Source organism: Streptomyces guryensis (assembly GCF_021261325.1).
Taxonomy (GTDB): Bacteria; Actinomycetota; Actinomycetes; order Streptomycetales; family Streptomycetaceae; genus Streptomyces; species Streptomyces guryensis.
This window is the reverse complement of sequence record NZ_JAJSBI010000015.1, coordinates 170,306-196,847: the sequence shown is the minus strand read 5'-3', so window position 1 is coordinate 196,847 and position 26,542 is coordinate 170,306. Positions and strand designations below refer to the sequence as shown.

23 protein-coding genes and 1 tRNA gene are annotated in these 26,542 nt (G+C 70.2%); 20 read left to right on the top strand and 4 right to left on the bottom strand.

The genetic code is table 11. The features are described 5' to 3' along the window. The first annotated feature begins 24 nt into the window (after positions 1-24). Positions 25-96, top strand: a tRNA-Val gene (locus LJ657_RS28045). Between the two features lie 97 nt (positions 97-193). Here LJ657_RS28045 and LJ657_RS28040 read toward each other — a convergent pair. Then, on the bottom strand, positions 194-919 hold the full coding sequence (locus tag LJ657_RS28040) for a 3'-5' exonuclease (protein ID WP_232651560.1): 726 nt from the start codon (positions 917-919) through the stop codon (positions 194-196). Positions 920-1,087: 168 nt separating this feature from the next. On the opposite strand from LJ657_RS28040, the gene LJ657_RS28035 reads away from it, so the two are divergent. The 3 genes from LJ657_RS28035 to thrS all read left to right on the top strand — a co-directional run bounded on the left by LJ657_RS28035 (position 1,088) and on the right by thrS (position 4,975). Continuing rightward, a complete protein-coding gene (locus LJ657_RS28035; RefSeq protein ID WP_232651559.1) occupies positions 1,088-1,654 on the top strand; it encodes a DUF4365 domain-containing protein in 567 nt (188 codons plus the stop codon). Next, the gene (locus tag LJ657_RS28030; RefSeq protein ID WP_232651557.1) at positions 1,651-2,877 is read left to right on the top strand and encodes a hypothetical protein; all 1,227 of its coding nucleotides are present in this window, start codon (positions 1,651-1,653) and stop codon (positions 2,875-2,877) included. Before LJ657_RS28035 ends, LJ657_RS28030 begins: the two co-directional genes overlap by 4 nt. 121 nt (positions 2,878-2,998) lie before the next feature. Further along, complete coding sequence (gene thrS / locus LJ657_RS28025; RefSeq protein ID WP_232651554.1) at positions 2,999-4,975, top strand: threonine--tRNA ligase; 1,977 nt, start codon at positions 2,999-3,001, stop codon at positions 4,973-4,975. 56 nt (positions 4,976-5,031) lie between these two features. Here thrS and LJ657_RS28020 read toward each other — a convergent pair whose 3' ends face one another. Further along, positions 5,032-5,688 carry a potassium channel family protein gene (locus LJ657_RS28020; RefSeq protein WP_232651550.1) on the bottom strand — a complete coding sequence of 219 codons (657 nt, stop codon included), beginning with the start codon at positions 5,686-5,688 and terminating at the stop codon, positions 5,032-5,034. Between the two features lie 67 nt (positions 5,689-5,755). Here LJ657_RS28020 and LJ657_RS28015 point away from each other — a divergent pair, with 67 nt between their 5' ends. Continuing rightward, positions 5,756-6,313, top strand: a complete 558-nt coding sequence (locus tag LJ657_RS28015) for an HIT family protein (protein WP_232651548.1) — start codon at positions 5,756-5,758, stop codon at positions 6,311-6,313. Positions 6,314-6,316: 3 nt separating this feature from the next. Here the strand turns inward: LJ657_RS28015 and LJ657_RS28010 are convergent, their stop codons facing one another. Beyond that, positions 6,317-7,978 carry an AbeC-like domain-containing protein gene (locus LJ657_RS28010; protein ID WP_232651546.1) on the bottom strand — a complete coding sequence of 554 codons (1,662 nt, stop codon included), beginning with the start codon at positions 7,976-7,978 and terminating at the stop codon, positions 6,317-6,319. A gap of 214 nt (positions 7,979-8,192) precedes the next feature. Then, a complete protein-coding gene (locus LJ657_RS28005) occupies positions 8,193-10,391 on the bottom strand; it encodes an elongation factor G-like protein EF-G2 (RefSeq protein ID WP_232651544.1) in 2,199 nt (732 codons plus the stop codon). Between the two features lie 282 nt (positions 10,392-10,673). Here LJ657_RS28005 and pgsA point away from each other — a divergent pair, with 282 nt between their 5' ends. From pgsA to relA, 15 genes are all read left to right on the top strand, one after another. Beyond that, positions 10,674-11,354: a phosphatidylinositol phosphate synthase gene (gene pgsA / locus LJ657_RS28000; protein ID WP_232651542.1), complete on the top strand. Its 681-nt coding sequence runs from the start codon at positions 10,674-10,676 to the stop codon at positions 11,352-11,354. Then, entirely contained in the window at positions 11,351-12,280 is a 930-nt protein-coding gene (locus LJ657_RS27995; protein WP_232651541.1) for a phosphatidylinositol mannoside acyltransferase, read from the top strand. The genes pgsA and LJ657_RS27995 overlap by 4 nt, the downstream gene beginning before the upstream one ends. Further along, on the top strand, positions 12,277-13,446 hold the full coding sequence (locus LJ657_RS27990) for a glycosyltransferase family 4 protein (RefSeq protein WP_232651540.1): 1,170 nt from the start codon (positions 12,277-12,279) through the stop codon (positions 13,444-13,446). Before LJ657_RS27995 ends, LJ657_RS27990 begins: the two co-directional genes overlap by 4 nt. 55 nt (positions 13,447-13,501) lie before the next feature. After that, on the top strand, positions 13,502-14,053 hold the full coding sequence (locus LJ657_RS27985; protein ID WP_232651539.1) for a LemA family protein: 552 nt from the start codon (positions 13,502-13,504) through the stop codon (positions 14,051-14,053). 303 nt (positions 14,054-14,356) lie between these two features. Then, entirely contained in the window at positions 14,357-15,268 is a 912-nt protein-coding gene (gene pdxS / locus LJ657_RS27980; RefSeq protein ID WP_232651537.1) for a pyridoxal 5'-phosphate synthase lyase subunit PdxS, read from the top strand. Positions 15,269-15,289: 21 nt separating this feature from the next. Next, entirely contained in the window at positions 15,290-15,895 is a 606-nt protein-coding gene (gene pdxT, locus LJ657_RS27975) for a pyridoxal 5'-phosphate synthase glutaminase subunit PdxT (RefSeq protein ID WP_232651530.1), read from the top strand. 49 nt (positions 15,896-15,944) lie between these two features. Then, positions 15,945-16,697 carry a YebC/PmpR family DNA-binding transcriptional regulator gene (locus LJ657_RS27970; RefSeq protein ID WP_232651528.1) on the top strand — a complete coding sequence of 251 codons (753 nt, stop codon included), beginning with the start codon at positions 15,945-15,947 and terminating at the stop codon, positions 16,695-16,697. 124 nt (positions 16,698-16,821) lie between these two features. Continuing rightward, complete coding sequence (gene ruvC / locus LJ657_RS27965) at positions 16,822-17,361, top strand: crossover junction endodeoxyribonuclease RuvC (protein WP_232651526.1); 540 nt, start codon at positions 16,822-16,824, stop codon at positions 17,359-17,361. Beyond that, positions 17,358-17,963, top strand: coding sequence for a Holliday junction branch migration protein RuvA (gene ruvA, locus LJ657_RS27960; RefSeq protein ID WP_232651524.1), 606 nt, complete (start codon positions 17,358-17,360; stop codon positions 17,961-17,963). Before ruvC ends, ruvA begins: the two co-directional genes overlap by 4 nt. A 32-nt stretch (positions 17,964-17,995) precedes the next feature. Beyond that, positions 17,996-19,066, top strand: a complete 1,071-nt coding sequence (gene ruvB / locus LJ657_RS27955) for a Holliday junction branch migration DNA helicase RuvB (RefSeq protein WP_232651523.1) — start codon at positions 17,996-17,998, stop codon at positions 19,064-19,066. A 186-nt stretch (positions 19,067-19,252) separates the two neighbouring features. Continuing rightward, entirely contained in the window at positions 19,253-19,744 is a 492-nt protein-coding gene (gene yajC / locus LJ657_RS27950; RefSeq protein ID WP_269787027.1) for a preprotein translocase subunit YajC, read from the top strand. Positions 19,745-19,878: 134 nt separating this feature from the next. Continuing rightward, the gene (gene secD / locus LJ657_RS27945) at positions 19,879-21,651 is read left to right on the top strand and encodes a protein translocase subunit SecD (protein ID WP_232651516.1); all 1,773 of its coding nucleotides are present in this window, start codon (positions 19,879-19,881) and stop codon (positions 21,649-21,651) included. A 1-nt stretch (position 21,652) separates the two neighbouring features. Then, positions 21,653-22,771, top strand: coding sequence for a protein translocase subunit SecF (gene secF, locus LJ657_RS27940; protein ID WP_232651515.1), 1,119 nt, complete (start codon positions 21,653-21,655; stop codon positions 22,769-22,771). Further along, the gene (locus LJ657_RS27935; RefSeq protein ID WP_232651514.1) at positions 22,768-23,307 is read left to right on the top strand and encodes an adenine phosphoribosyltransferase; all 540 of its coding nucleotides are present in this window, start codon (positions 22,768-22,770) and stop codon (positions 23,305-23,307) included. Before secF ends, LJ657_RS27935 begins: the two co-directional genes overlap by 4 nt. A gap of 626 nt (positions 23,308-23,933) precedes the next feature. Beyond that, positions 23,934-26,468 carry a GTP pyrophosphokinase gene (relA, locus tag LJ657_RS27930; RefSeq protein WP_232651513.1) on the top strand — a complete coding sequence of 845 codons (2,535 nt, stop codon included), beginning with the start codon at positions 23,934-23,936 and terminating at the stop codon, positions 26,466-26,468. Positions 26,469-26,542: the final 74 nt, after the last annotated feature.

Here is a 26,542-nt window from a genome sequence, read left to right as displayed (position 1 = left end):
ACCTGTATGGTTCAGTGCGTTCCCGGGCGATTAGCTCAGTGGGAGAGCGCTTCGTTCACACCGAAGAGGTCACTGGTTCGAACCCAGTATCGCCCACCGGGAAAGGCCGGTCCGCAGCAGCGGACCGGCTTTCTTCATGTCGGCTTTCTTCATGTCGCGCCTTCTTCATGTCGGCCTTCTTCGTGCCGCCGCTTCATGCAGCCGCCGGAAGATCGGGCCGCAGCGGCCACGCCGGGTTCACGATCTCCTCCGTGCCGCTCTTCGCGAACCACGCCTGCAGGCCGCGTGCCTGGGCCGCGTGCCACGTGGTCTGCAGGGTGTGCAGCTCGGCGGGGGAGAGGCGCTCCAGCCGGGCGGCGAAACGACGCCCGAGGGCCCGTACGACGTCCAGTGCGGCCAGTGCGTCCGCGGCCGCGTCGTGCGCGCCCTCCAGCGTGACACCGTAGTGAGCGCACAGGTCCGTCAGGGTGCGGCGGCCCTTGCGGTAGCGGTCCAGATGTTTGTCGAGGACCCGCGGGTCGAGCACCCGCAGCGTCGACGACTCGAACCAGCGGTCCAGCGACGAGGCGCGATGGCGGCGCAACTCGCGGTCCAGAAGCGTCAGATCGAACGGCGCGTTCATCACCACGAGCGGACGGCCCATCGCCGCCTGCTCCGCCAGTACCTCGGCTATCTCGTACATCACCGGCGCAGGCCAGCGGCCGTTGCGCTGCAGGTGTTCGTCCGTCAGCCCGTGCACCGCCGTAGCCGCCTCCGGCACCGACACACCCGGGTTGACCAGCCAACGGGTCATCCGGGGCCGGCTTCCCGGGGCGTCCTGGACGACGACGGCGGCCGACACGATCCGGTCGGTCTCTACGTCCACGCCCGTGGTCTCCGTGTCGAAGGCGGCCAGAGGCCCTTCGTACCAGGTCGTCATGCCCACACAACTCCTCGTTCACCCATGGCAGCTGACGTCCCGTCTTCTGCCTGTTTGGTGATACCCGGGCTGTTTGCGCCGTACGCCGGAAGGACACAACAGGAGTACGGGTCTTTGCAGTTCAGAGGCACACAGCGGGGAATCACTTGGCGTGGAAGGCTGTTGGTCATGGTGATAGCGCAGCCCGAGCGGGGCGGGCTGCTGCCCGAACGTACGGGCCCCCTTCGCGGCACACTCGCCACCACCGCCTGCATGGAGACACTGCAGGTGGGTTATCTGCACGCCGTGGCCGCGGCGGCCGGCTGCTCACTGTCGCAGCCGTTTCCGGACAACGGCATCGACTGGCACGTCAGTCACGGCTCGCCCGGGCACACCGTCGACGACGAGGTGACCATCAAGGTGCAGCTGAAGTGCACGTATCAGGTCCCGCCGAACCCACCGGGCCGTTTCTTCTCCTTCACGCTCGACAACGACCATCTGCGCAAGCTCGCGCGCACACCCGTCTCGGTGCACAAGATCCTGGTCGTGATGCTCGTCCCGAGATCCCAGGACGACTGGCTGCGCGCCAGCCACGACCGGCTCGACCTGCGGCACTGCTGCTACTGGGTCAACCTGGCCGGCCAGCCGGTCACCGGGCGGACCCGGACCACCGTGCGGATACCGACCTCACGCATCTTCGACGACCGGGCGCTGTGCGAGATCATGACGCGGGTCGGGGCCGGAGGCAGACCATGACGCACCGCCCGCTGGAGGAGCCGCTGCGGCCCGTGAGGCCGCACCCGGCCGAGGCCTCCTGGCACCGTCCCCCCGAGCCCGACGAGGTCGACCCCGCCGTGCTCAGCGCTCTGCTGCACCGGCACGGCTGGGAGCGGCGCGGCGGAGCCGCCGGACGGTACGGCCGCTGGACCCCGCCCGGGCCCGGGGGCAGCGGGACGAGCCTGCTCGTGCCCGAGAGCCGCGCCTTCCCCGACAGCGACGACCTGCTCGGAGAGGCGCTCGTCGCACTGACCCGCAGTGGCACGCCCTCCGCCCGCGAGGTACTGGTCGGGCTCGCCGTGCCCAGCGACGAGATCCGCTGGTGGCGGGATGCGCCGAGCGGTCCCGCCGACTCCGCGCCCTGGGTGGTCGAGGAACAGCTGCGCGCCTCGGCCCGCCGGATGCTGCTCGCCGGAGCGCTCGCCACGCGCGCGCGTGCGGGCTATTACGGCGCCCGGCACCGCCGTGCCGCCGCCGCGCTGCTGGAGAGCGTCCTCGTCGGCTCCGCGGCCGGCGGCGGCAGGCTGACCGCCTTCGTGCCCGTCGGCACGGGACGGACGCTCGCCGTACGCCTCCACCAGGCCCTGTACGCCGCCCGTGAGGCCATCGACTACCAGCGGGCCACCGGCGGTATGGACGCCTTCGACGGCGCCGTGGAGGCGGGCGTGAGCCGTGAGCTCACCGATGCACTGATCGCCCTCGTACGCGGCACCGAGGGCGCCCGGATCGCCGTCGAGTGGGCACCGGCCGCCGGGGTGCCCGAGGACTGCGTGGCGGGGGTCGAGCCGGTGGAGTTCTCACCGGGAGACCTGCCCGTGCTGCGCGAGGCCGGGGCCCGCTATCTGCGCGCCGAGCCGTCCGTGCCCGTCCGGATCACCGGCACGGTGGTGCGGATGCGCAGGTCGGGGCCGCGCGGGGAGGGCAGCGTACGGCTGCGTGTGATCGCGGGAGCCGAGGTGCCGCACCTCCGGATCACGCTGGACGAGGAGGACTACCGCATCGCCGGGCACGCCCACCTCGTGGGGCTGCCCGTGCGGCTGCATGGGCGGCTGGAGAGCCAGGGCGGCTTCCGGCGGCTGACCGGAGCGTCCGGGGTCGCGCCGGTGCAGGTGGAGGAGGCGGAGCGGGACCGGCTCATGAAGTCTCTGCAGGAGAACCTCGACTGGTTCGAGGAGGCGTGCAGCGGGGAGGACGACGACTGAGCGCGGGCCCGCCTGCGCAAAGTGCGACCGTTTCGCGGTTGGAAGGTCGGGGTCGGTACGATCCCCTAATGCGCGCGCTCCTGGTATGGCGCCGCACCCCACCTTCAGTCAGGAGAGACCGGTGTCAGACGTCCGTGTGGTCATCCAACGCGATTCCGAGCGGGAAGAGCGCGTGGTGACGACGGGCACCACGGCCGCCGAGCTCTTCGCCGGCGAGCGCTCGATCGTCGCCGCGCGCGTGGGAGGCGAACTCAAGGACCTCGCCTACTCGCCGGCCGAGGGCGAGGTCGTGGAGCCGGTGGAGATCACCTCCGAGGACGGTCTGGGCATCCTGCGCCACTCCACCGCGCACGTCATGGCGCAGGCCGTGCAGGAGCTGTTCCCCGAGGCAAAGCTGGGCATCGGTCCGCCGGTCAAGGACGGCTTCTACTACGACTTCGACGTCGAGAAGCCGTTCACTCCCGAGGATCTCAAGGCCATCGAGAAGAAGATGCAGGAGATCCAGAAGCGCGGGCAGAGGTTCGCCCGTCGTGTGGTGACCGATGAGGCGGCCCGCGAGGAGCTGGCGAACGAGCCGTACAAGCTCGAACTGATCGGCCTCAAGGGCTCGGCCTCCTCCGACGACGGCGCGGACGTCGAGGTCGGTGCCGGCGAGCTGACGATCTACGACAACCTGGACGCCAAGACCGGTGACCTGTGCTGGAAGGACCTGTGCCGCGGTCCGCACCTGCCCTCCACCCGGAACATCCCGGCGTTCAAGCTGATGCGCAACGCGGCCGCCTACTGGCGTGGCAGCGAGAAGAACCCGATGCTCCAGCGCATCTACGGCACTGCCTGGCCGTCCAAGGACGAGCTCAGGGGCTACCTCGACTTCCTCGCCGAGGCCGAGAAGCGCGACCACCGCAAGCTGGGCTCCGAGCTCGACCTGTTCTCCATCCCGGAGCAGATCGGCTCCGGCCTCGCCGTCTTCCACCCCAAGGGCGGCATCATCCGCCGGGTCATGGAGGACTACTCGCGCCGCCGCCACGAGGAAGAGGGCTACGAGTTCGTCTACACCCCGCACGCCACGAAGGGGAAGCTCTTCGAGACGTCCGGGCACCTGGACTGGTACGCCGACGGCATGTACCCGCCCATGCAGCTCGACGAGGGCGTGGACTACTACCTCAAGCCCATGAACTGCCCGATGCACAACCTGATCTTCGACGCGCGCGGCCGCTCCTACCGCGAACTGCCGCTGCGCCTCTTCGAGTTCGGGACCGTGTACCGGTACGAGAAGTCGGGCGTCGTGCACGGCCTGACCCGTGCCCGCGGATTCACGCAGGACGACGCGCACATCTACTGCACCCGTGAGCAGATGTCGGAGGAGCTCGACAAGACGCTCACCTTCGTCCTCGGCCTGCTGCGCGACTACGGCCTGACCGACTTCTACCTGGAGCTCTCCACCAAGGACCCGGAGAAGTTCGTCGGCTCCGACGAGGTCTGGGAGGAGGCGACCGAGACCCTTCGCCAGGTCGCCGAGAAGCAGGGCCTGCCCCTGGTTCCCGACCCGGGCGGCGCCGCCTTCTACGGCCCGAAGATCTCCGTGCAGACCAAGGACGCCATCGGCCGCACCTGGCAGATGTCGACGATCCAGCTCGACTTCAACCTGCCGGAGCGCTTCGACCTGGAGTACACGGGGCCGGACGGCTCCAAGCAGCGCCCGGTCATGATCCACCGCGCGCTGTTCGGTTCCATCGAGCGATTCTTCGCGGTGCTCCTGGAGCACTACGCGGGCGCCTTCCCGGCCTGGCTGGCCCCGGTCCAGGCGGTCGGCATCCCGATCGGCGACGGGCACGTCGAGTACCTGGAGAAGTTCGCCGCGGCCGCGAGGAAGCAGGGCCTGCGGGTCGAGGTCGACTCCTCCTCCGACCGTATGCAGAAGAAGATCCGCAACGCCCAGAAGCAGAAGGTGCCCTTCATGGTCATCGCGGGCGACGAGGACATGTCGGCCGGGTCCGTCTCCTTCCGCTATCGCGACGGCTCGCAGGAGAACGGCATCCCGTTCGACGAGGCCATCGCGAAGATCGCGAAGGTCGTGGAGGACCGGGAGCAGGTCTGACCGTCCACTCCGATCGGCCGGCCTGATCCGCCGGTGTCCGAAGGCCCCCGGGAGGTTCAGCCCCCCGGGGGCCGTTCGTCGTCCTCCCGGGAGAAGACCTGCAGCAGCCAGGAGGCGAAGGTGCCGGTCACCGCACCGAGCAGCGCGAGACCGATGGCCATCATGCCGACCGCGATCAGCCGGCCCATCGGTGTCACCGGGGTGATGTCGCCGTAGCCGACAGTCGTGAGGGTCGCGCAGGTCCACCAGAGGGCGTCCCCGAACGTCCGCATCGACGCGCCCTTCGCTCCGCGTTCCTGCTGGTAGACGGCGAGGGCGCCGGCGAAGCCGAGCAGCACCGTCGCCAGCCCGGAGTACGCGATCACGCGCGCGTGCAGCGCGAGCCGGGGCTTGCCGTGCCGTCGCTGCATGGCCTCGTAGACCTTGACGATCCGAAGGGGCCGCAGCAGCGGCAGGATCAGCACCGCCGTGTCCAGCAAGTGCTTCCGCACGAACCTGCGGCCCTGCCCGCTCAGTCGCCAGAGCACCGCGTAGTTGACGGCGAACAATGCCCAGGAGGCCAGCAGCACCGCGAGGGCCATCTCCTGCACGGGGTCCGTCAGACCGGGTGCCAGGACGCGGATCGCGTACGAGGCGAGGAAGACCAGCGATGCGACGGCGAGCGGAAGCTCGGTCCGCTGCTCCCAGCGGGCTGCGCGAGTGTCATCGTCCACCGGCCCAGCTTGGCCCGGCGGCCTTTTCCCACAACCCCGCCGACACGCCGCGAACGGGCGACGCCATATGCTGCATGGCATGACGAGTGAGCCGGAGCAGCAGTTGGGAGTAGGGGTCCAGGACGCGTTCCAGCGTCTGTGGACGCCCCACCGGATGGCCTACATCCAGGGCGAGAACAAGCCGACCGGCCCCGGTGCCGGCGACGGCTGCCCCTTCTGCTCCATCCCGGCCAAGTCCGACGAGGACGGGCTGATCGTCCGGCGCGGTGAGCAGGTCTACGCCGTGCTCAACCTCTACCCGTACAACGGCGGCCACCTCATGGTCGTCCCCTACCGCCACGTCGCCGACTACACGGACCTCACGGACGCCGAGACCGTCGAGCTCGCCGCGCTCACCAAGCAGGCCATGACGGCCCTGCGCACCGCCTCCGGCGCCCATGGCTTCAACATCGGCATGAACCAGGGCACGGTCGCGGGCGCCGGCATCGCGGCCCACCTCCACCAGCACATCGTCCCGCGCTGGGGGGGCGACACGAACTTCATGCCGGTCGTCGGCCACACCAGGGTGCTGCCGCAGCTGCTGGCGGACACCCGGAAGATGCTGGCGGAGGCCTGGCCGTCGTAACCGCTACGCGTCGTACACGTCGGCCTTCTTCGGTGTCGGGTCCTGCACCGCCGTGCTGAGGAACGCCGAGCGCGTACCGAACTTCTCAGTGTCCACGCCGTTCTCCTCCAGGACCCGTATGGCCGCGGCATGCACCACCCGCAGCACCGGCGTCGCCGCCCGCAGGGCGTCGTCCGCCATGAAGCGGTGGCGCCAGGGCTGGTCGGCCCAGGCGTGCCGGAGGCCGAAGGGCTCGGGCAGCGCTATGGTGCCGCCCAGCCAGTTCAGCAGGGGCGGGTACCAGGAGACCGGGGCGCGGACGGCCAGCCGTACGACCTCGTCGGTGGTGACCAGCGGGAGGGACACCTTCCGGGTCTCCCACGGCTTGAACGACTTCTGGACCTCCTTGGTCGGCGCCTCGGGCTTGCTGGTGAACAGGGAGTTCACGGGGCCGAGCGCATGCCCGGTGACCTCGATGCGCAGCGTCTCGTGCAGCACGGTCACCGTGATCATCATGGTGATGACCAGCTGCCCGTCCCACAGGGTCCACTGCACGCCCAGATAGTGCCGGTCACCCGCGCCGAACTGCTGCTTGTTGCAGATGTCCTGTATCGCGTGGGACTTGACCTGGTACGCGTCCACGTCCGTGCCCCCGGGCCGGGCCACCTCCTTCGCGCCCTCCCCGATCGGCGTGACGATCCAGTGCCGTACGGACGGGGTCGGGAAGCCGCCGGTGTTCAGAGTGTTCCGCTCCAGCATGCGCAGCCGGTCGTGGATCGAGCGGATGACGTCCCAGCTCCGGAAGGGGTGGATCTCCCGGGTCGGGTCGGCCGACACCAGGTCCTCCGCGAGCTGCCAGCTGCCCCAGCGGGTGCCCATGCCGAGGATGCCCTTGGGGCCGGCGTAGAACACGGAGTTGGACTGCTGCTCGGCGCTGAGCTTGGCCAGCGACTGACGCAGCTGGTCCGCCTTGGTCTCGCCCGGGCTGGTCGGCACCGCCTCGGGCACCTTGGCCCCGATGCTGCTGCCCGCCAGCAGGCTGTCCCAGCGCTCGCGCAGGTCCTTCGCCGTGCGCTCGCAGATCTGCCTGGCCCAGAACCAGCCGATGACGGGCATGATCACCGAAGCCCGTGCGTACCAGGCCCAGAAGCCCGTGAACGGCATGCGGATCAGGAAGATCACGGCGAGGGCGCCCACCGCCACCAGCAGGGTGGTGGCCAGCGCGCCGGCCCGCTTGTCGTCGCGCTTGGCGATGGTGGTGCGGATCGAGAACACCAGCAGCCAGACGAGGAGGCCGGGCAGGAACAGCAGGCCGCACAGCACCATGACGATGCTCAGCAGATTGTCGCGGTCCTTGCGGATGTTGTTCGCCGCCAGGCAGTGCTCGACGACGACCGGGGGCTCGGCGCCGAAGGACTGGATGAGCGGTTTGCGGCCGGAACCCACCATGCGGTCCACGACCGCGCGCGAGAAGGCCTCACCCAGGTTGGGCCGGAAGATCCGCGCCCACTTCAGGCCGGGCTTGACGGTGGTCTGGTGCCACTCGTTGTCGGCCTTCTTGATGTCCACGACCGGGTTGTCCCGGTAGGCCGCGGAGGCCAGCGCGAACGTCGCCGTCTGGCCCTCGTTGCCCGTACGGGGCACCTGGGGGCCGAAGATGTCCCCGTAGCCGCTCTCAACGGTCATTCCCGCCCCCGATCGCCGCCGACGTCGCTTCTGCGGCTTTCCCGACTTCCTTGCTCCGCACACCTGTTGATCAGGTCGTCACGGTGTTCGCGTGAAAACTTGATCAGGTCATCAGCGTATCCGCAGCCTCCGACATTCGTCGGCGGACGGCCGAAGCCGCCCGCCGACGGAGGGGAGCGTTCCACAAAAGCGACTTGGAAGCGCCCGGCGCCAACTACGAGGCGTCGCGCGCCTCTTCGCGAATCCTCTCTGCGATCTGCGGAGGCATCGGCTCGTGCCGTGCGTAGGAGCGGTTGAAGCGCGCGGTGCCGTGCGACATGGACCGCAGGTCGATGGCGTACCGCCCGATCTCGATCTCGGGCACCTCGGCCCGTACGAGCGTCCGGTTCCCCGTGGTCTGTTCCGTGCCCAGCACCCGACCGCGCCGTCCGGACAGGTCGCTCATCACGGCGCCCACGTAGTCGTCGCCGACCAGGACGGTCACCTCGGCCACCGGTTCCAGCAGATGGATCTTCACGTCGGCCGCGGCCTCCCGCAGCGCCAGCGCGCCCGCCGTCTGGAAGGCCGCGTCCGAGGAGTCCACGGAGTGTGCCTTGCCGTCCAGCAGTGTCACCCGGACGTCGATGAGCGGATAGCCCGCCGCAACTCCCCTGGCGGCCTGGGCCCTTATGCCCTTCTCGACCGACGGGATGAACTGCCGCGGCACCGCGCCGCCGACGACCTTGTCCACGAACTCGATGCCCGAGCCGCCCGGCAGCGGCTCCACCTCGATCTCGCAGATCGCGAACTGCCCGTGCCCGCCGGACTGCTTCACGTGCCGGCCACGCCCCGCCGACCTGCCCGCGAACGTCTCCCGGAGGGAGACCCTGTGCGGGATCACGTCGACCTGGACGCCGTAGCGGCTGCGCAGGCGCTCCAGCGCGACGTCCGCGTGCGCCTCGCCCAGGCACCACAGCACCACCTGGTGGGTGTCCTGGTTCTGCTCGAGCCGCATGGTCGGATCCTCGGCGACCAGCCGGGAAAGACCCTGCGAGAGCTTGTCCTCGTCCGCCTTGCTGTGCGCCTCGATGGCGAGCGGCAGCAACGGGTCGGGCATCTGCCACGGCTCCATGAGCAGCGGATCGTCCTTGGCCGAGAGGGTGTCACCGGTCTCCGCGCGGTTCAGTTTCGCCACGCACACCAGGTCGCCCGCGATGGCGTGCGTCACCGTGCGCTGCTGTTTGCCGAAGGGGGTGGACAGCGCGCCGATGCGCTCGTCGACGTCGTGGTCCTCGTGCCCGCGGTCCGCGAGCCCGTGGCCGGACACGTGCACCGTCTCGTCGGGGCGCATCGTGCCGGAGAAGACGCGGACCAGGGAGACCCGGCCGACGTAGGGGTCGGAAGCCGTCCGCACGACCTCGGCGACCAGCGGGCCGTCCGTGTCGCAGGCCTTCACCTCGCGCGGCTTGCCGTCGATCGTGGTGACACCGGGGGTGGGGTGCTCGAACGGTGTCGGGAAGCCGCCCGTGACCAGTTCCAGCAGCTCGACGGTGCCGAGCCCCTGCCGGGCGCCGTCGGCCGCGGGGGCGGCTGCCAGGACGGGGAAGAAGACCCCGCGTGCGACGGCCCGCTCCAGGTCCTCGACGAGTGTCTTGACGTCGATCTGCTCGCCGCCCAGATAGCGGTCCATGAGGGTCTCGTCCTCGCTCTCCGAGATGATCCCCTCGATCAGCCGGTTACGGGCGTCCTCGATCTCCGGCAGCTGGTCCTCGCCCGGCTCCGACTCCTTGCGCTCGCCGGACGAGTAGTCGAAGAGCTTCTGCGACAGCAGTCCGGTCAGCCCCGTCACGGGCGCGTGCCCGTCCGGACCCTGCGGGCCGTGCAGCGGCAGGTAGAGCGGGATCACGGCGTCCGGATCGTCCCCGCCGAAGGCCTCCGCGCAGGTCCGCGTCATCTCCTCGAAGTCCGCCCGGGCGGACTCCAGGTGGGTGATCACGATCGCCCGTGGCATGCCGACGGCCGCGCACTCCTCCCACACCATGCGGGTCGAGCCGTCCACGCCGTCGGAGGCCGAGACGACGAAAAGGGCCGCGTCCGCCGCTCGCAGACCGGCCCGCAGCTCCCCGACGAAGTCCGCGTATCCGGGGGTGTCGAGAAGATTGACCTTGATGCCGTCCCATTCGACCGGCACCAGGGAGAGCTGCACCGAGCGTTGCTGCCGGTGCTCGATCTCGTCGTAGTCGGAGACGGTGCCGCCGTCCTCCACACGGCCCGCCCGGTTCACTGCCCCCGCGGTGAGTGCGAGAGCTTCCACCAGTGTCGTCTTGCCCGATCCGCTGTGGCCGACCAGCACCACATTCCGTACGGACGCGGGGTGGTCGGCCGCTGTAGCCCTGCCGGCGGCTCCGGGGTGTGCGCTTGCCTTGTCGCCCATGGCCTTGCCTCCCGTGCACGGTGAGGTCACTGTGGGCGCGGGCATGCCGGGCCGCGTGCGGTGGCGGCTCCGATGACGCCCGCGGTTCTTCGAGCTTTCCACTCCCGTCACGGTGCGTCCATACGAAGGACGCGATCGCGCCGCCCGCCCCCGGTCCGGGCCGTCCGCCCTATCTCCCCGCAGACGTCCGGGTGCCCGGCAGTCGCACACGCGCGCGCGTGGCTACGATGGGCCAGCCGGAGGCCAGCAGGGGCCGCGGCCACACCGACCGTCGGGAAGGCCATGCTGAACAAGTACGCGCGTGCATTCTTCACGCGTGTCCTCACGCCGTTCGCCGCGTTTCTCATCCGCCGGGGCGTCAGCCCCGACACGGTCACGCTCCTCGGCACGGCCGGGGTGATCGCGGGCGCGCTGGTCTTCTACCCCCGGGGTGAGTTCTTCTGGGGCACGGTCGTGATCACGCTGTTCGTGTTCTCCGACCTCGTCGACGGCAACATGGCCCGCCAGCTGGGCCGCACCAGCCGCTGGGGCGCCTTCCTGGACTCCACGCTCGACCGGGTCGCCGACGGCGCGATCTTCGGCGGTTTCGCCCTCTGGTACGCCGGGGGCGGCAATGACAACGTCCTGTGCGCCGTCTCGATCTTCTGCCTGGCCAGCGGCCAGGTGGTGTCGTACACCAAAGCCCGCGGCGAGTCGATCGGCCTGCCGGTCGCCGTCAACGGTCTCGTCGAGCGCGCGGAGCGCCTGGTCATCTCGCTGGTCGCGGCCGGATTCGCCGGGCTGCACAAGTTCGGTGTGCCCGGCATCCAGTACCTGCTGCCCGTCGCCCTGTGGATCGTCGCCGTCGGCAGTCTGGTGACGCTCATCCAGCGGGTCGTCACCGTCCGTCGCGAGTCCGCGGAGGCGGAGGCCGCGGCGGGCGCGCCGGAGAACGCCTCACAGGGCAGCGAGGCCGCGAAGTGAGCCCCCGCGATCAGCTGACGGACGCGCTGTACGGCCTCGGCTGGGGCACCGTCAAGAAACTCCCCGAGCCGGTCGCCGCACGGCTCGGCCGCACCATCGCCGACCTCGCCTGGAAGCAGCGCGGCAAGGGCGTACAGCGCCTGGAGAGCAACTACGCGCGCGTGGTGCCCGATGCGAGCCCCGCGCGCCTGGCCGAGCTCTCGCGCGCGGGCATGCGTTCGTACCTGCGCTACTGGATGGAGTCCTTCCGGCTCCCGGCGTGGAGCGCCGAGCGGATAAGGGGCGGCTTCGACCCCAAGGACGTCCACTACCTGACCGACGGGATCGCCTCCGACCAGGGCGTCATCCTGGCGCTCCCGCACATGGCCAACTGGGACCTCGCCGGTGCCTGGGTCACCACGAAGCTCGAGACGCCGTTCACCACGGTCGCCGAGCGCCTCAAGCCGGAGACCCTCTACGACCGTTTCGTCGCCTACCGCGAGGGCCTCGGCATGGAGGTCCTGCCGCACAGCGGCGGCACCGCCTTCGGCACGCTCGCCCGGCGGCTGCGCGACGGCGGCCTGGTCTGTCTGGTCGCCGAGCGCGACCTGTCGGCCTCGGGCGTCGAGGTCCAGTTCTTCGGCGAGGCCACCCGGATGCCGGCGGGCCCCGCCCTGCTCGCCCAGCAGACCGGCGCACTGCTCCTGCCGGTCACGCTCTGGTACGACGATTCTCCCGTCATGCAGGGGCGCGTGCACCCACCGGTCGAGGTACCCGAGTCAGGTAGCCGGGCCGAGAAGACGTCTGTCATGACACAGGCGCTGGCCGATGCCTTCGCCACCGGGATCGCCGACCATCCGGAGGACTGGCACATGCTCCAGCGCTTGTGGCTCAAGGACCTCGATCCCGCACGGAAACCCCCGGCTCCCGAGAAGGGCACGTCGTGAGGATCGGCATCGTCTGCCCGTACTCCTGGGACGTGCCGGGCGGCGTCCAGTTCCACATCCGTGACCTCGCCGAGTACTTCATCCGCCTGGGCCACGAGGTCTCGGTCCTGGCACCCGCCGACGACGACACGCCTCTGCCGCCGTACGTCGTCTCGGCCGGCCGCGCGGTCCCGGTGCCGTACAACGGCTCGGTGGCCCGGCTGAACTTCGGCTTCCTGAGCGCCGCCCGCGTCCGGCGCTGGCTGCACGACGGCGAGTTCGACGTCGTCCACATCCACGAGCCGACCTCGCCGTCGCTGGGCCTGCTGACCTGCTGGGCGGCCTCCGGCCCGATCGTGGCCACCTTCCACACCTCCAACCCGCGCTCGCGGGCGATGATCGCCGCCTACTCGATCCTCCAGGCGGCCCTGGAGAAGATCAGCGCCCGGATCGCGGTGAGCGAGTACGCCCGCCGCACGCTGGTGGAACACCTCGGCGGTGACGCGGTCGTCATCCCGAACGGCGTCGACGTCGACTTCTTCGCCCGGGCCGAGCCCAAGGAGGAGTGGCAGGGCGACACCATCGGATTCATCGGCCGCATCGACGAGCCCCGCAAGGGCCTGCCGGTGCTCATGAAGGCGCTGCCCAGGATCCTCGCCGAGCGCCCGCAGGCCCGGCTGCTGGTCGCCGGGCGCGGGGACGAGGAGGAGGCGGTCGAGTCGCTGCCCGCCGAACTGCGCCCCCGCGTGCAGTTCCTCGGCATGGTCAGCGACGAGGACAAGGCCCGCTTCCTGCGCAGCGTCGACCTGTACGTGGCGCCGAACACCGGCGGCGAGAGCTTCGGCATCATCCTCGTCGAGGCCATGTCCGCCGGCGCCCCGGTCCTCGCCTCCGACCTGGACGCCTTCGCCCAGGTCCTGGACCAGGGCGCGGCAGGCGAGCTGTTCGCCAACGAGGACTCCGACGCGCTGGCCGAGGCGGCTCTGCGGCTGCTGGGGGACCCGGAGCGCCGGGCCGAGCTGCGGGAGCGGGGAAGCGCTCATGTACGGCGCTTCGACTGGTCGACGGTGGGGGCGGACATCCTGTCGGTGTACGAGACGGTGACGGCGGGAGCGGCCGCGGTCGCGGCGGCGGAGGACGAGCGGGGGCCCGGCCTGCGGTCGCGCCTGGGTTTGGCACGGGACTGAGCGCCGTGGCCCGGCCGCCGGCTGATCGCAACGGCCCCTCGCCGCACCGCTAACCTTGCCGCCCGTGACCGCAACCCTCATCTGGATCCTCGTCGCCCTCCTCGCGATCGGCCTGTACCTGAGCTGGACGGCGGGCCGCCTGGACCGCCTGCACGCCCGCATCGACGCGGCACGGGCCGCGCTCGACGCCCAGCTGCTGCGCAGGGCCTCAGTGGCTCAGGAACTCGCCACCTCCGGCGTCCTCGACCCGGCCGCCTCGATCGTCCTCTACGAGGCGGCACACGCGGCCCGGCAGGTCGAGGAGGAGCAACGGGAGGTCGCCGAGAGCGAGTTGAGCCAGGCGCTGCGGGCGGTGTTCGCGGAGGCGCAGCAGGTGGAGGCGGTGCGGGAGGCACCCGGCGGCGAGGCGGCGGCCGGTGAACTGACCGAGGCCGTACGGCGGGTCCCGATGGCCCGCCGGTTCCACAACGACGCGGTCGGCGCGGCCCGCAGGCTCCGGGAACACCGCAAGGTGCGCTGGTTCCGGCTCGCCGGACACGCCCCCTTCCCGATGGCCTTCGAGATGGACGACGAGCCACCGGCGGCACTGGCCGACCGCGCGGTCTAGGGGACCACCGGCCATGAACCGCGGGGGACCGCGTCCCGGCACCGGGAGCAGGTAACCCTCCAGGTCGAGGAAGACGCGGCCTCGACGAGGAGCTGAGGGACATCCTCGCGGGCGAACGGCAGGGGGCGGGTGCCCCGGTCCCCACGCCTCGTCCGCCTCGGCCGGCCGCGACTCGTCGCGCCGGTAGCGGGAGCGCCGGCGGAAAGGAGCCACCGTCTGGCTATTGGCCCTTGCCGTGGACTGGTCCAATCACGTTTCCTCGGTGCTTGCAGAAACCCTCTTTTCACCGAGTGAGGTCAACCCGTGTCCAGCACGCTCTCCGAAAACCAGTCCCCCGAGACCGGCACCGCGCGCGTGAAGCGCGGCATGGCCGAGCAGCTCAAGGGCGGCGTGATCATGGACGTCGTCACGCCGGAGCAGGCGAAGATCGCCGAGGACGCGGGCGCCGTCGCCGTCATGGCCCTGGAGCGGGTCCCGGCCGACATCCGCAAGGACGGCGGCGTGGCCCGGATGTCCGACCCGGACATGATCGAGGGCATCATCGAGGCCGTCTCGATCCCGGTCATGGCCAAGTCCCGCATCGGCCACTTCGTCGAGGCCCAGGTGCTGCAGTCCCTCGGCGTCGACTACATCGACGAGTCCGAGGTCCTCACCCCGGCCGACGAGGTCAACCACTCCGACAAGTGGGCGTTCACCACCCCCTTCGTCTGCGGCGCCACCAACCTGGGCGAGGCCCTGCGCCGCATCGCCGAGGGCGCGGCCATGATCCGCTCCAAGGGCGAGGCCGGCACCGGCAACGTCGTCGAGGCCGTCCGCCACCTGCGCCAGATCAAGAACGAGATCGCCCGGCTGCGCGGCTTCGACAACAACGAGCTGTACGCCGCCGCCAAGGACCTGCGCGCCCCGTACGAGCTGGTCAAGGAGGTCGCCGAGCTCGGCAAGCTCCCGGTGGTGCTGTTCTCCGCCGGTGGCGTGGCCACCCCCGCCGACGCCGCGCTGATGCGCCAGCTCGGCGCCGAGGGCGTCTTCGTCGGCTCCGGCATCTTCAAGTCCGGCGACCCGGCCAAGCGCGCCGCCGCCATCGTGAAGGCCACCACCTTCTACGACGACCCCAAGATCATCGCGGACGCGTCCCGCAACCTCGGCGAGGCCATGGTCGGCATCAACTGCGACACCCTCCCCGAGGCCGAGCGCTACGCCAACCGCGGCTGGTAAGGCAGTAAGGCACTGGATCACATGAACACCCCCGTCATAGGCGTCCTGGCCCTCCAGGGCGACGTACGGGAGCACCTCATCGCCCTGGCCGCGGCCGACGCCGTGGCCAGGCCGGTCAGGCGCCCCGAGGAGCTCGCCGAGGTGGACGGCCTGGTCATTCCCGGCGGCGAGTCCACCACCATCTCCAAGCTGGCCGTCCTGTTCGGCGTGATGGAGCCCCTACGCGCGCGCGTGCGCGCCGGAATGCCCGTCTACGGCACCTGCGCCGGCATGATCATGCTCGCCGACAAGATCCTGGACCCGCGCTCGGGCCAGGAGACCATCGGCGGCATCGACATGATCGTGCGCCGCAACGCCTTCGGGCGGCAGAACGAGTCGTTCGAAGCGGCGGTCGACGTCCGGGGCGTCGCGGGCGATCCTGTAGAGGGCGTCTTCATCCGCGCTCCCTGGGTGGAGTCCGTCGGCGCCGAGACCGAGGTGCTCGCCGAGCACGACGGCCACATCGTCGCGGTCCGCCAGGGCAACGCGCTCGCCACGTCGTTCCATCCGGAACTGACCGGCGACCACCGCGTGCACGCCCTGTTCGTCGACATGGTGGGCGCGAACCGGGCGGCGGAGTCCTTGTAGGATCTCTGGGGTTCGTTGTTCGGATGGGTTACGCGAAGGAGACAGGCAGATGTCCGGCCACTCTAAATGGGCTACGACGAAGCACAAGAAGGCCGTGATCGACGCCAAGCGCGGCAAGCTCTTCGCGAAGCTGATCAAGAACATCGAAGTGGCGGCCCGGATGGGCGGCGTCGACATCGAGGGCAACCCGACCCTCTACGACGCCATCCAGAAGGCCAAGAAGCAGTCGGTCCCCAACAAGAACATCGACTCCGCGGTCAAGCGCGGCGGCGGTCTCGAGGCCGGTGGCGCCGACTACGAGACGATCATGTACGAGGGCTACGGCCCGAACGGCGTCGCGGTGCTCATCGAGTGCCTCACCGACAACCGCAACCGCGCCGCCTCAGACGTCCGTGTCGCCATGACCCGCAACGGCGGCAACATGGCCGACCCGGGCTCGGTGTCGTACCTCTTCAACCGCAAGGGCGTCGTGATCGTCCCCAAGGGCGAGCTGACCGAGGACGACGTCCTGGGTGCCGTCCTGGACGCGGGCGCCGAGGAGGTCAACGACCTGGGCGAGTCCTTCGAGGTGCTCAGCGAGGCCACCGACATGGTCGCCGTCCGCACCGCCCTTCAGGACGCCGGGATCGACTACGACTCCGCCGAGGCCAACTTCGTCCCGACCATGCAGGTCGAGCTGGACGAGGAGGGCGCCAAGAAGATCTTCAAGCTGATCGACGCGCTCGAGGACAGCGACGACGTGCAGAACGTCTTCGCCAACTTCGACGTCAGCGACGAGGTCATGGAGAAGGTCGACGCGTAACGCTGCCGCGAACGAAGCGGTTTCGGCGGGCCGGTGGGACAACACGTCCCACCGGCCCGCCGCCGTTGTCGGTGGCAGCGGCTAGCCTGGCGTGGAAGTCAAAGATCACTGAGGGGAGGGGCGCGTGCGGGTGTTGGGGGTGGACCCTGGGCTCACGCGATGCGGTGTCGGCGTGGTCGAGGGGGTCGCGGGCCGGCCGCTCACCATGGTCGGCGTCGGCGTCGTACGGACGCCCGTGGACGCCGAGTTGGGGCAGCGCCTCGTCGCCATCGAGCAGGGCATCGAACAGTGGCTGGACGAGCACCGGCCCGAAGTCGTCGCCGTGGAGCGGGTGTTCAGCCAGCACAACGTGCGGACCGTGATGGGCACCGCCCAGGCCAGCGCCGTCGCCATGCTGTGCGCCGCCCGCCGCGGCCTCCCCGTCGCCCTGCACACCCCCAGCGAGGTCAAGGCCGCGGTCACCGGCAGCGGCCGCGCGGAGAAGGCCCAGGTCGGCGCCATGGTGACCCGTCTGCTCCGGCTCGACGCACCCCCGAAACCGGCCGACGCCGCCGACGCCCTCGCGCTCGCCATCTGCCACATCTGGCGCGCCCCCGCGCAGAACCGACTGCAGCAGGCGGTCGCCCTGCACGCAGCCAACTCGACGAAAGGCCGTACGGCATGATCGCCTTCGTGAGCGGCACGGTCGCCGCACTCGCCCCCGACGCCGCCGTGGTCGAGGTCGGCGGTGTCGGCATGGCCGTGCAGTGCACCCCCAACACGCTTTCCACGCTCCGTCTGGGGCAGCCGGCCAAGCTCGCCACCTCCCTCGTCGTACGGGAGGACTCTCTGACGCTCTACGGCTTCGTGGACGACGACGAGCGCCAGGTGTTCGAACTGCTGCAGACGGCCAGCGGCGTCGGCCCGCGGCTGGCGCAGGCGATGCTGGCCGTGCACACCCCGGACGCCCTGCGCCGTGCGGTGTCCACGAGCGACGAGAAGGCCCTCGTCGCCGTCCCCGGCATCGGCAAGAAGGGCGCCCAGAAGCTCCTGCTGGAGCTCAGGGACCGGCTCGGCGAACCCATCGGCGCCCCGGCCGTCGGCACGGCGGTCACCTCCGGCTGGCGCGACCAGCTCCACGCCGCGCTGATCGGCCTCGGGTACGCCACCCGCGAGGCCGACGAGGCCGTGTCCGCCGTGGCACCGCAGGCCGAGGCGGCCGGAGGCCCGCCCCAGGTCGGTCAGCTGCTGAAGGCGGCCCTGCAGACCCTCAACCGCGCCCGCTGACCCGCCTGCGCCACCCCAGTTAGGAGATCTCAGTGAACTGGGACGACCCGACCGACGCCCCCGGCCCCGAGCGGCTGGTGGGCTCCGTCGCCGACCGCGAGGACCAGGCCGTCGAGGCGGCCCTGCGCCCCAAGGACCTGGACGAGTTCATCGGCCAGGAGAAGGTCCGCGAGCAGCTCGACCTGGTCCTGCGCGCCGCACGCGCGCGTGGCGCCACCGCCGACCACGTGCTGCTCTCCGGTGCCCCGGGCCTCGGCAAGACCACCCTGTCGATGATCATCGCGGCCGAGATGGGCGCCCCGATCCGTATCACCAGCGGCCCCGCCATCCAGCACGCCGGTGATCTGGCCGCGATCCTCTCCTCCCTCCAGGAGGGCGAGGTCCTCTTCCTCGACGAGATCCACCGCATGTCCCGGCCCGCCGAGGAGATGCTGTACATGGCCATGGAGGACTTCCGGGTCGACGTCATCGTCGGCAAGGGCCCCGGAGCCACCGCCATCCCGCTCGAACTGCCCCCGTTCACGCTGGTCGGCGCCACCACGCGCGCGGGACTGCTGCCGCCCCCGCTGCGCGACCGCTTCGGCTTCACCGCGCACATGGAGTTCTACGAGCCCGCCGAGCTGGAGCGCGTCATCCACCGCTCGGCGAACCTGCTCGACGTCGAGATCCAGGCCGACGGCGCCGCCGAGATCGCCGGCCGCTCCCGCGGCACCCCCCGTATCGCCAACCGCCTGCTGCGCCGGGTGCGCGACTACGCTCAGGTCAAGGCCGACGGATTCATCACGCGGGACATCGCGGGGGCCGCCCTCGCGGTGTACGAAGTGGACGCCCGCGGCCTCGACCGCCTCGACCGCGGTGTCCTCCAGGCCCTGCTCAAGCTGTTCGGCGGCGGCCCGGTCGGCCTGTCCACGCTCGCCGTCGCGGTGGGGGAGGAGCGTGAGACGGTGGAAGAGGTGGCCGAGCCGTTCCTCGTACGGGAGGGCCTGCTCGCCCGTACCCCGCGCGGACGCGTTGCCACGCCTGCCGCATGGGCGCATCTCGGTCTCACCCCGCCCCGCTCGACGACCGCGGGAAACGGACAACAGGACCTGTTCGGGACGTGACGGCATCGTGACGGGGTGGCATTGGCCGGGTCAGGAACCCAGGTGCCATGCTGAGCGTTGTTCCATGCGCGTGGACTCGCTTAGACTCCGCCGATGCCGCCTTTGTCGGCGGTATACATACCCCCATCCATGAGGCCGCTCTCAATCGCGGTCGTGCGAAGGAAATTCCGTCCCGTGAATATCACCATGCTCCTCCCGTTCATCGTGCTCATCGGGGCCATGTTCCTCATGACCCGCTCGGCCAAGCGCAAGCAGCAGCAGGCCGCGACGATGCGTAATGAGCTGCAGCCCGGCAGCGGCGTCCGCACGATCGGGGGCATGTACGCGACGGTCAAGGAGGTCAACGAGGACACGGTCCTCCTCGACGCCGGCCCGGGCGTCGAGCTCCTCTTCGCGAAGAACGCCATCGGTTCCGTGCTCAGCGACGACGAGTACAACCGCATCGTGCACGGCATCGAGCACGACCTGAAGTCCGACTCAGACCTGGTCCCGGACGACGCCTCCTCCCTCACCGAGACCGACGACTCCGCCGACGAAGCTGCCGCCGCCTCCGACGACAAGTCCGTCGACCTCGACAAGAAGGACGTGCCCGAGGAGCCGGCCGACGAGACTGCGGCCGCCGGGGCCAAGTCGGACGAAGAGCCGAAGAAGACCGACGGCGACTCCGAGGCGAAGTAGTCACGTCCCGGGGCGCGCGGCCGACCTCGCGCGCCCCGGGACGTGCGTATCTCGCACACGGGGATCCCGACACCATGTCATGGCCGACACCGCGCTGACCCGGTGCGGAGCGGCCCGAGAGGGAGTACGAGAAGGTGGCAGCACCTAATAAGGGCCGGAGCGCGAGCGCCCAGAGCAAGCCGGGGCGCTCGCTGGCCCTCATCCTGATCGCCATCGTGGCGCTCACCGGCGGAATGTTCGCCTCAGGAGACACCACTCCGCGTCTCGGTATCGACCTGGCCGGTGGTACGAGCATCACGCTGCGGGCGGTCGCAGAGCCGGGCCAGGAGTCCGCGATCAACAAGACCAACATGGACACCGCGGTCCAGATCATGAACAACCGCGTCAATGGTCTTGGTGTCACGGAGGCCGAGGTCCAGACCCAGGGCAGCAAGAACATCATCGTCAACATCCCCAAGGGCACGAACTCCAAGGAGGCGCGCCAGCAGGTCGGCACCACCGCCAAGCTGTACTTCCGCCCGGTGCTCACCACCGAGCTCTCCGGCGGCGCCGCGGCCAGCCCGTCGCCGAGCGCCTCCGGCAGCCCCTCGGGCAAGGCCACGGGCAAGGCCACCGAGAAGGCCACGGGCAAGTCGACCCCGTCCCCCTCCGCGACTCCTTCGGCGACCGCCACCTCGCAGGGCCGCGCCGTCACCGACGCGCTGAAGGCCGACGCGACGCCGAGCGCCAACGCCTCCTCCGGTGCGAAGACCTCCTCCTCCCCGTCCCCGAGCGCCAGCTCCTCCGGCAGCGCGGCCGCCAGCAAGCTCGAGGCGCAGTACAGCGCACTCGACTGCACGAACAAGAAGCAGCGCGCCGTCGCCGGCCGGGGCGCCAAGTCCAGCGACCCGACGATCGCCTGCGGCCAGAACTCCTCGGGCCAGTGGCAGAAGTACATTCTCGGCCCGGCCGAGGTCGACGGCACCGACGTCAAGAACGCCCAAGCCCGCTTCAACACGCAGTCCGCCGCCGGCTGGACCGTCACCATGGAGTTCACGGGCAAGGGCTCCAAGAAGTTCGGCGACATCACCGGCAAGCTGGCCAAGAACCAGTCCCCGCAGAACCAGTTCGCCATCGTCCTCGACGGCAACGTCGTCTCCGACCCGTCCGTCAACCAGGCGCTGACCGGCGGCAACGCGGAGATCACCGGCAGCTTCAGCCAGCAGGAGGCCCAGAGCCTCGCCAACATGCTGTCGTACGGCGCGCTGCCGCTGACCTTCAAGGAGGACAGCGTCACCACGGTGACCGCCGCGCTCGGCGGCGAGCAGCTGCACGCCGGTCTGATCGCCGGTGCCATCGGTCTCGCGCTGGTCGTCGTCTACCTGCTGATCTTCTACCGCGGCCTGTCGGTCATCGCCATCCCCTCGCTGCTGGTCTCGGCGATCCTCACCTACGTGCTCATGTCGCTGCTCGGCCAGGCCATCGGCTTCGCGCTCAACCTGCCGGCGGTCTGCGGTGCGATCGTCGCGATCGGTATCACGGCGGACTCGTTCATCGTGTTCTTCGAACGGATCCGGGACGAGATCCGCGAGGGCCGCTCGCTGCGCCCCGCCGTCGAGCGGGCCTGGCCGCGCGCCCGGCGCACCATCCTGGTCTCCGACTTCGTGTCGTTCCTCGCCGCCGCGGTGCTGTTCATCGTCACCGTCGGCAAGGTCCAGGGCTTCGCGTTCACGCTCGGTCTGACCACCGTGCTCGACGTGGTCGTCGTCTTCCTGTTCACCAAGCCGCTGATGACGATCCTCGCCCGCAGGAAGTTCTTCGCGAACGGCCACAAGTGGTCGGGCCTCGACCCGAAGGCACTGGGCGCCAAGCCGCCGCTGCGCCGCACCCGTCGTCCCTCCGCCCCCGTCGACCCGAAGGAGGCGTGAGATGTCGAAACTCGGCAGCCTCGGCGCCCGTCTGCACCGCGGTGAGGTCGGCTACGACTTCGTCGGCAACCGCAAGATCTGGTACGGCATCTCGATCCTGATCACCATCACGGCCGTCCTCGGTCTCGCGGTGCGCGGTCTGAACATGGGCATCGAGTTCCAGGGCGGTGCCGTCTTCACCACCCCGAAGCACATGACCGCCTCGGTGGCCACGGCCCAGGGCTATGCGCAGGACGCGTCCGGTCATGACGCGGTCGTCCAGAAGCTCGGCGACGGCAGCCTGCGCATCCAGATCGCGGGCATCGACACCGACAAGTCCGACGCGATCAAGGACAAGCTCGCCAAGGACCTGAACGTCAACTCCGAGAACCTCAACGCCGACCTGGTCGGCCCCAGCTGGGGTGACCAGATCGCCAGCAAGGCCTGGCAGGGCCTGGCGATCTTCATGGTCCTCGTGGTGATCTACCTGGCGATCGCGTTCGAGTGGCGGATGGCGGTCGCCGCGCTGGTCGCCCTGATCCACGACATCACCATCACGACCGGCATCTACGCCCTCGTCGGCTTCGAGGTCACGCCGGGCACGGTGATCGGTCTGCTCACGATTCTCGGTTACTCGCTCTACGACACGGTCGTCGTCTTCGACAGCCTCAAGGAGCAGACGAAGGACATCACCAAGCAGACCCGCTGGACGTTCAGCGACGTTGCCAACCGCTCGATCAACAGCACGCTGGTGCGGTCCATCAACACAACCGTGGTCGCGCTGCTGCCGGTCGGCGCCCTGCTGTTCATCGGTGGCGGCTTCCTCGGCGCCGGCATGCTGAACGACATCTCGCTGTCGCTGTTCGTCGGCCTCGCGGCCGGTGCGTACTCCTCGATCTTCATCGCCACGCCGCTCGTCGCCGACCTCAAGGAGCGCGAGCCGCAGATGAAGGCGCTCAGGAAGCGCGTCCTCGCCAAGCGCGCCCAGACCGCCGCGGAGGGCGGGCCGCTGGAGACCGAGGTCGTGGACGCCATGCACGACGACGAGCCCGAGGACGCCGCTCACGCGGTCGTCGGCCCGCGCAACCAGCCGGCGTCGCGCAACCGCGGCCGTGGCCGTCCCTCCGGGAAGCGCCGATGACCGACATCGAGGAGCTGCTGCTCAGCCGCATCCGTGACGTGGCCGACTATCCGGAGCCGGGCGTGATGTTCAAGGACATCACCCCGCTGCTGGCGGACCCGGCGGCCTTCACGGCGCTCACCGACGCGCTCGCCGAGATCGCCGCGAACACGGGTGCCACCAAGGTCGTCGGCCTGGAGGCCCGCGGCTTCATCCTCGGCGCCCCGGTCGCGGTCCGCGCCGGCCTCGGCTTCATCCCCGTACGCAAGGCGGGCAAGCTCCCCGGAGCCACCCTGGGCCAGACGTACGACCTGGAGTACGGCTCGGCGGAGATCGAGGTGCATGCCGAGGACCTGTTCGCCGACGACCGCATCCTGATCGTCGACGACGTCCTCGCCACGGGCGGCACCGCGGAGGCCGCGATCCAGCTGATCCGCCGCGCGGGAGCCGAGGTCGCGGGCCTCGCGATCCTGATGGAACTCGGCTTCCTGGGCGGACGCGCCCGCCTGGAGCCGGCCCTCACCGGAGCCCCGCTGGAAGCACTGCTCACCGTCTGACCCCACGGCACACATCCACCACGAACGGCCGCCCCGCCCCAGGGACGGCCGTTCGCACATACCGACCTCCGGGCGCCTTCCTCCGACGGTGCCACTTGCCCGACCGTCGGCCCCGCGCTCCACGCCCACGGAGAACTCGCGCCCCCAGGCCCACCCGAGCCCGCACAGTGCCGACGCCCCGGGCCTCGGCCGAAGACCGGCCCGTCCCCACCCCGGGCAGCGCCCGGTGCTCCACGCCAGGGGCGCCCTTCGGACGGCCACGTCCCGCGGCAAGCAACCAGCCTGCCCATCCCGCCGCAAGTTCGCGCGCCGGGTCAGCGCTCGGCGTGCCCAAACCCCCGCGGTGCGGCCGGCCTGGTCCCGCGCAGGCGGCTCGCACCCCGCGCGAGCGCTCGGCCTCCCCCCGAGGGCAAGCCCGAACCCCGGGTCCCGGGCAGGCCCCCGGCCACCCGCAGGACACCCCCGGATCACCCCGAAGCCGCCCCCTGGAATCCGGCAGCAGTCCCTCGTGTTTCTCCGGTAGACGGCCCTCACATTGGCCTGAAGGCGATCCTGCGGCCCAGGATCGCTACCATGGGGTCTCCGGAGCCTGACCGGGGGACCCGGATCGCGCACGAGGAGTCCTCTTGCCAGACGAGGCCCAGCACCTGACCGCCGCCAAGCCCGAGTCCGCCTCGGCAGCCGCGGCCAAGCCCGCGCCGAACGCGCCGCACGCGAAGAACGACACCCGCGGGCCGGTCGAGCACGCCCAGTCGGCGCCCGTCGACAAGTCGGCCGAGGAGTCGCGCCCCAAGCCCGCGCCACCCGAGCGGCCCACGCCCTCTCCCTCGGTGCGCCCGAACACGGGCCAGCCCGCCCGGTCCGGCTCCTCCAACCGCGTACGCGCCCGCCTCGCCCGTCTCGGCGTCCAGCGCTCCAATCCGTACAACCCGGTCCTGGAGCCGCTGCTGCGGATAGTGCGCAGCAACGACCCGAAGATCGAGACGGCGACGCTGCGGCAGATAGAGAAGGCCTACCAGGTCGCAGAGCGCTGGCACCGCGGCCAGAAGCGCAAGAGTGGCGACCCGTACATCACGCACCCGCTCGCCGTGACCACGATCCTCGCCGAGCTCGGCATGGACCCGGCCACCCTCATGGCCGGCCTGCTGCACGACACCGTCGAGGACACCGAGTACGGCCTCGAGCAGCTCCGCCGCGACTTCGGCGACTCCGTCGCCCTGCTCGTCGACGGCGTCACCAAGCTGGACAAGGTCAAGTTCGGCGAGGCCGCGCAGGCCGAGACCGTGCGCAAGATGGTCGTCGCCATGGCCAAGGACCCGCGCGTCCTGGTCATCAAGCTCGCCGACCGCCTGCACAACATGCGCACCATGCGCTACCTCAAGCGCGAGAAGCAGGAGAAGAAGGCGCGCGAGACGCTGGAGATCTACGCGCCGCTCGCCCACCGGCTGGGCATGAACACCATCAAGTGGGAGCTGGAGGACCTCGCCTTCGCGATCCTCTATCCCAAGATGTACGACGAGATCGTACGGCTGGTGGCCGAAAGGGCGCCGAAGCGTGACGAGTACCTGGCCATAGTGACCGACGAGGTCCAGCAGGACCTGCGGGCCGCCCGGATCAAGGCCACCGTCACCGGGCGCCCGAAGCACTACTACAGCGTCTACCAGAAGATGATCGTCCGAGGTCGCGACTTCGCGGAGATCTACGACCTGGTCGGCATCCGCGTCCTCGTCGACACGGTCCGCGACTGCTACGCCGCCCTCGGCACCGTGCACGCGCGATGGAACCCGGTCCCCGGCCGGTTCAAGGACTACATCGCGATGCCCAAGTTCAACATGTACCAGTCGCTGCACACCACGGTCATCGGCCCCAACGGCAAGCCCGTCGAGCTCCAGATCCGCACCTTCGACATGCACCGCCGCGCCGAGTACGGCATCGCCGCGCACTGGAAGTACAAGCAGGAGGCCGTGGCCGGCGCCTCCAAGGTGCGTTCGGACGCCCCCAAGGCCGGCGGCAAGGACGACCACCTCAACGACATGGCGTGGCTGCGCCAGCTCCTCGACTGGCAGAAGGAGACCGAGGACCCGGGCGAGTTCCTGGAGTCCCTGCGCTTCGACCTGTCGCGCAACGAGGTCTTCGTCTTCACCCCGAAGGGCGACGTCATAGCGCTCCCGGCGGGGGCCACGCCGGTGGACTTCGCCTACGCGGTCCACACCGAGGTCGGCCACCGCACCATAGGAGCACGGGTCAACGGCCGTCTCGTACCGCTGGAATCGACCCTCGACAACGGCGACCTGGTGGAGGTCTTCACCTCCAAGGCGGCCGGCGCGGGCCCCTCCCGCGACTGGCTCGGCTTCGTGAAGTCGCCGCGCGCCCGCAACAAGATCCGGGCGTGGTTCTCCAAGGAGCGCCGCGACGAGGCGATCGAGCAGGGCAAGGACGCCATCGTCCGCGCGATGCGCAAGCAGAACCTGCCGATCCAGCGCATCCTCACCGGAGACTCGCTCGTCACGCTCGCGCACGAGATGCGCTACCCGGACATCTCCGCGCTGTACGCGGCGATCGGCGAGGGCCATGTCTCCGCGCAGAACGTGGTGCAGAAGCTCGTCTCCGCGCTCGGCGGCGAGGAGGCGGCCACCGAGGAGATCGACGAGTCGGTCCCGCCGTCCCGCGGCCGCGGCCGCAAGCGGCGCTCCAGCGCCGACCCGGGCGTGATCGTCAAGGGCGTCGAGGACGTGTGGGTCAAGCTGGCCCGCTGTTGTACGCCCGTCCCCGGCGACGGGATCATCGGTTTCGTCACGCGCGGTAGCGGAGTATCGGTTCACCGCAGCGACTGCGTGAACGTGGAGTCACTGTCCCGGGAGCCGGAGCGCATCCTCGAGGTCGAGTGGGCGGCCACCCAGTCCTCGGTCTTCCTGGTCGCCATCCAGGTCGAGGCACTGGACCGCTCCCGGCTCCTCTCGGACGTCACCCGTGTCCTGTCCGACCAGCACGTCAACATCCTCTCCGCGGCCGTCCAGACCTCCCGCGACCGCGTGGCCACCTCCCGCTTCACCTTCGAGATGGGCGACCCGAAGCACCTCGGGCACGTCCTGAAGGCGGTGCGTGGCGTGGAGGGCGTCTACGACGTGTACCGCGTGACCTCGGCGCGCAGCAGGGCGTAGACGGCCGTACGCGAGAAGGGGCCCGCACCGCGAGGTACGGGCCCCTTCTCGACGAAGCAGACGTCAGCGAAGCA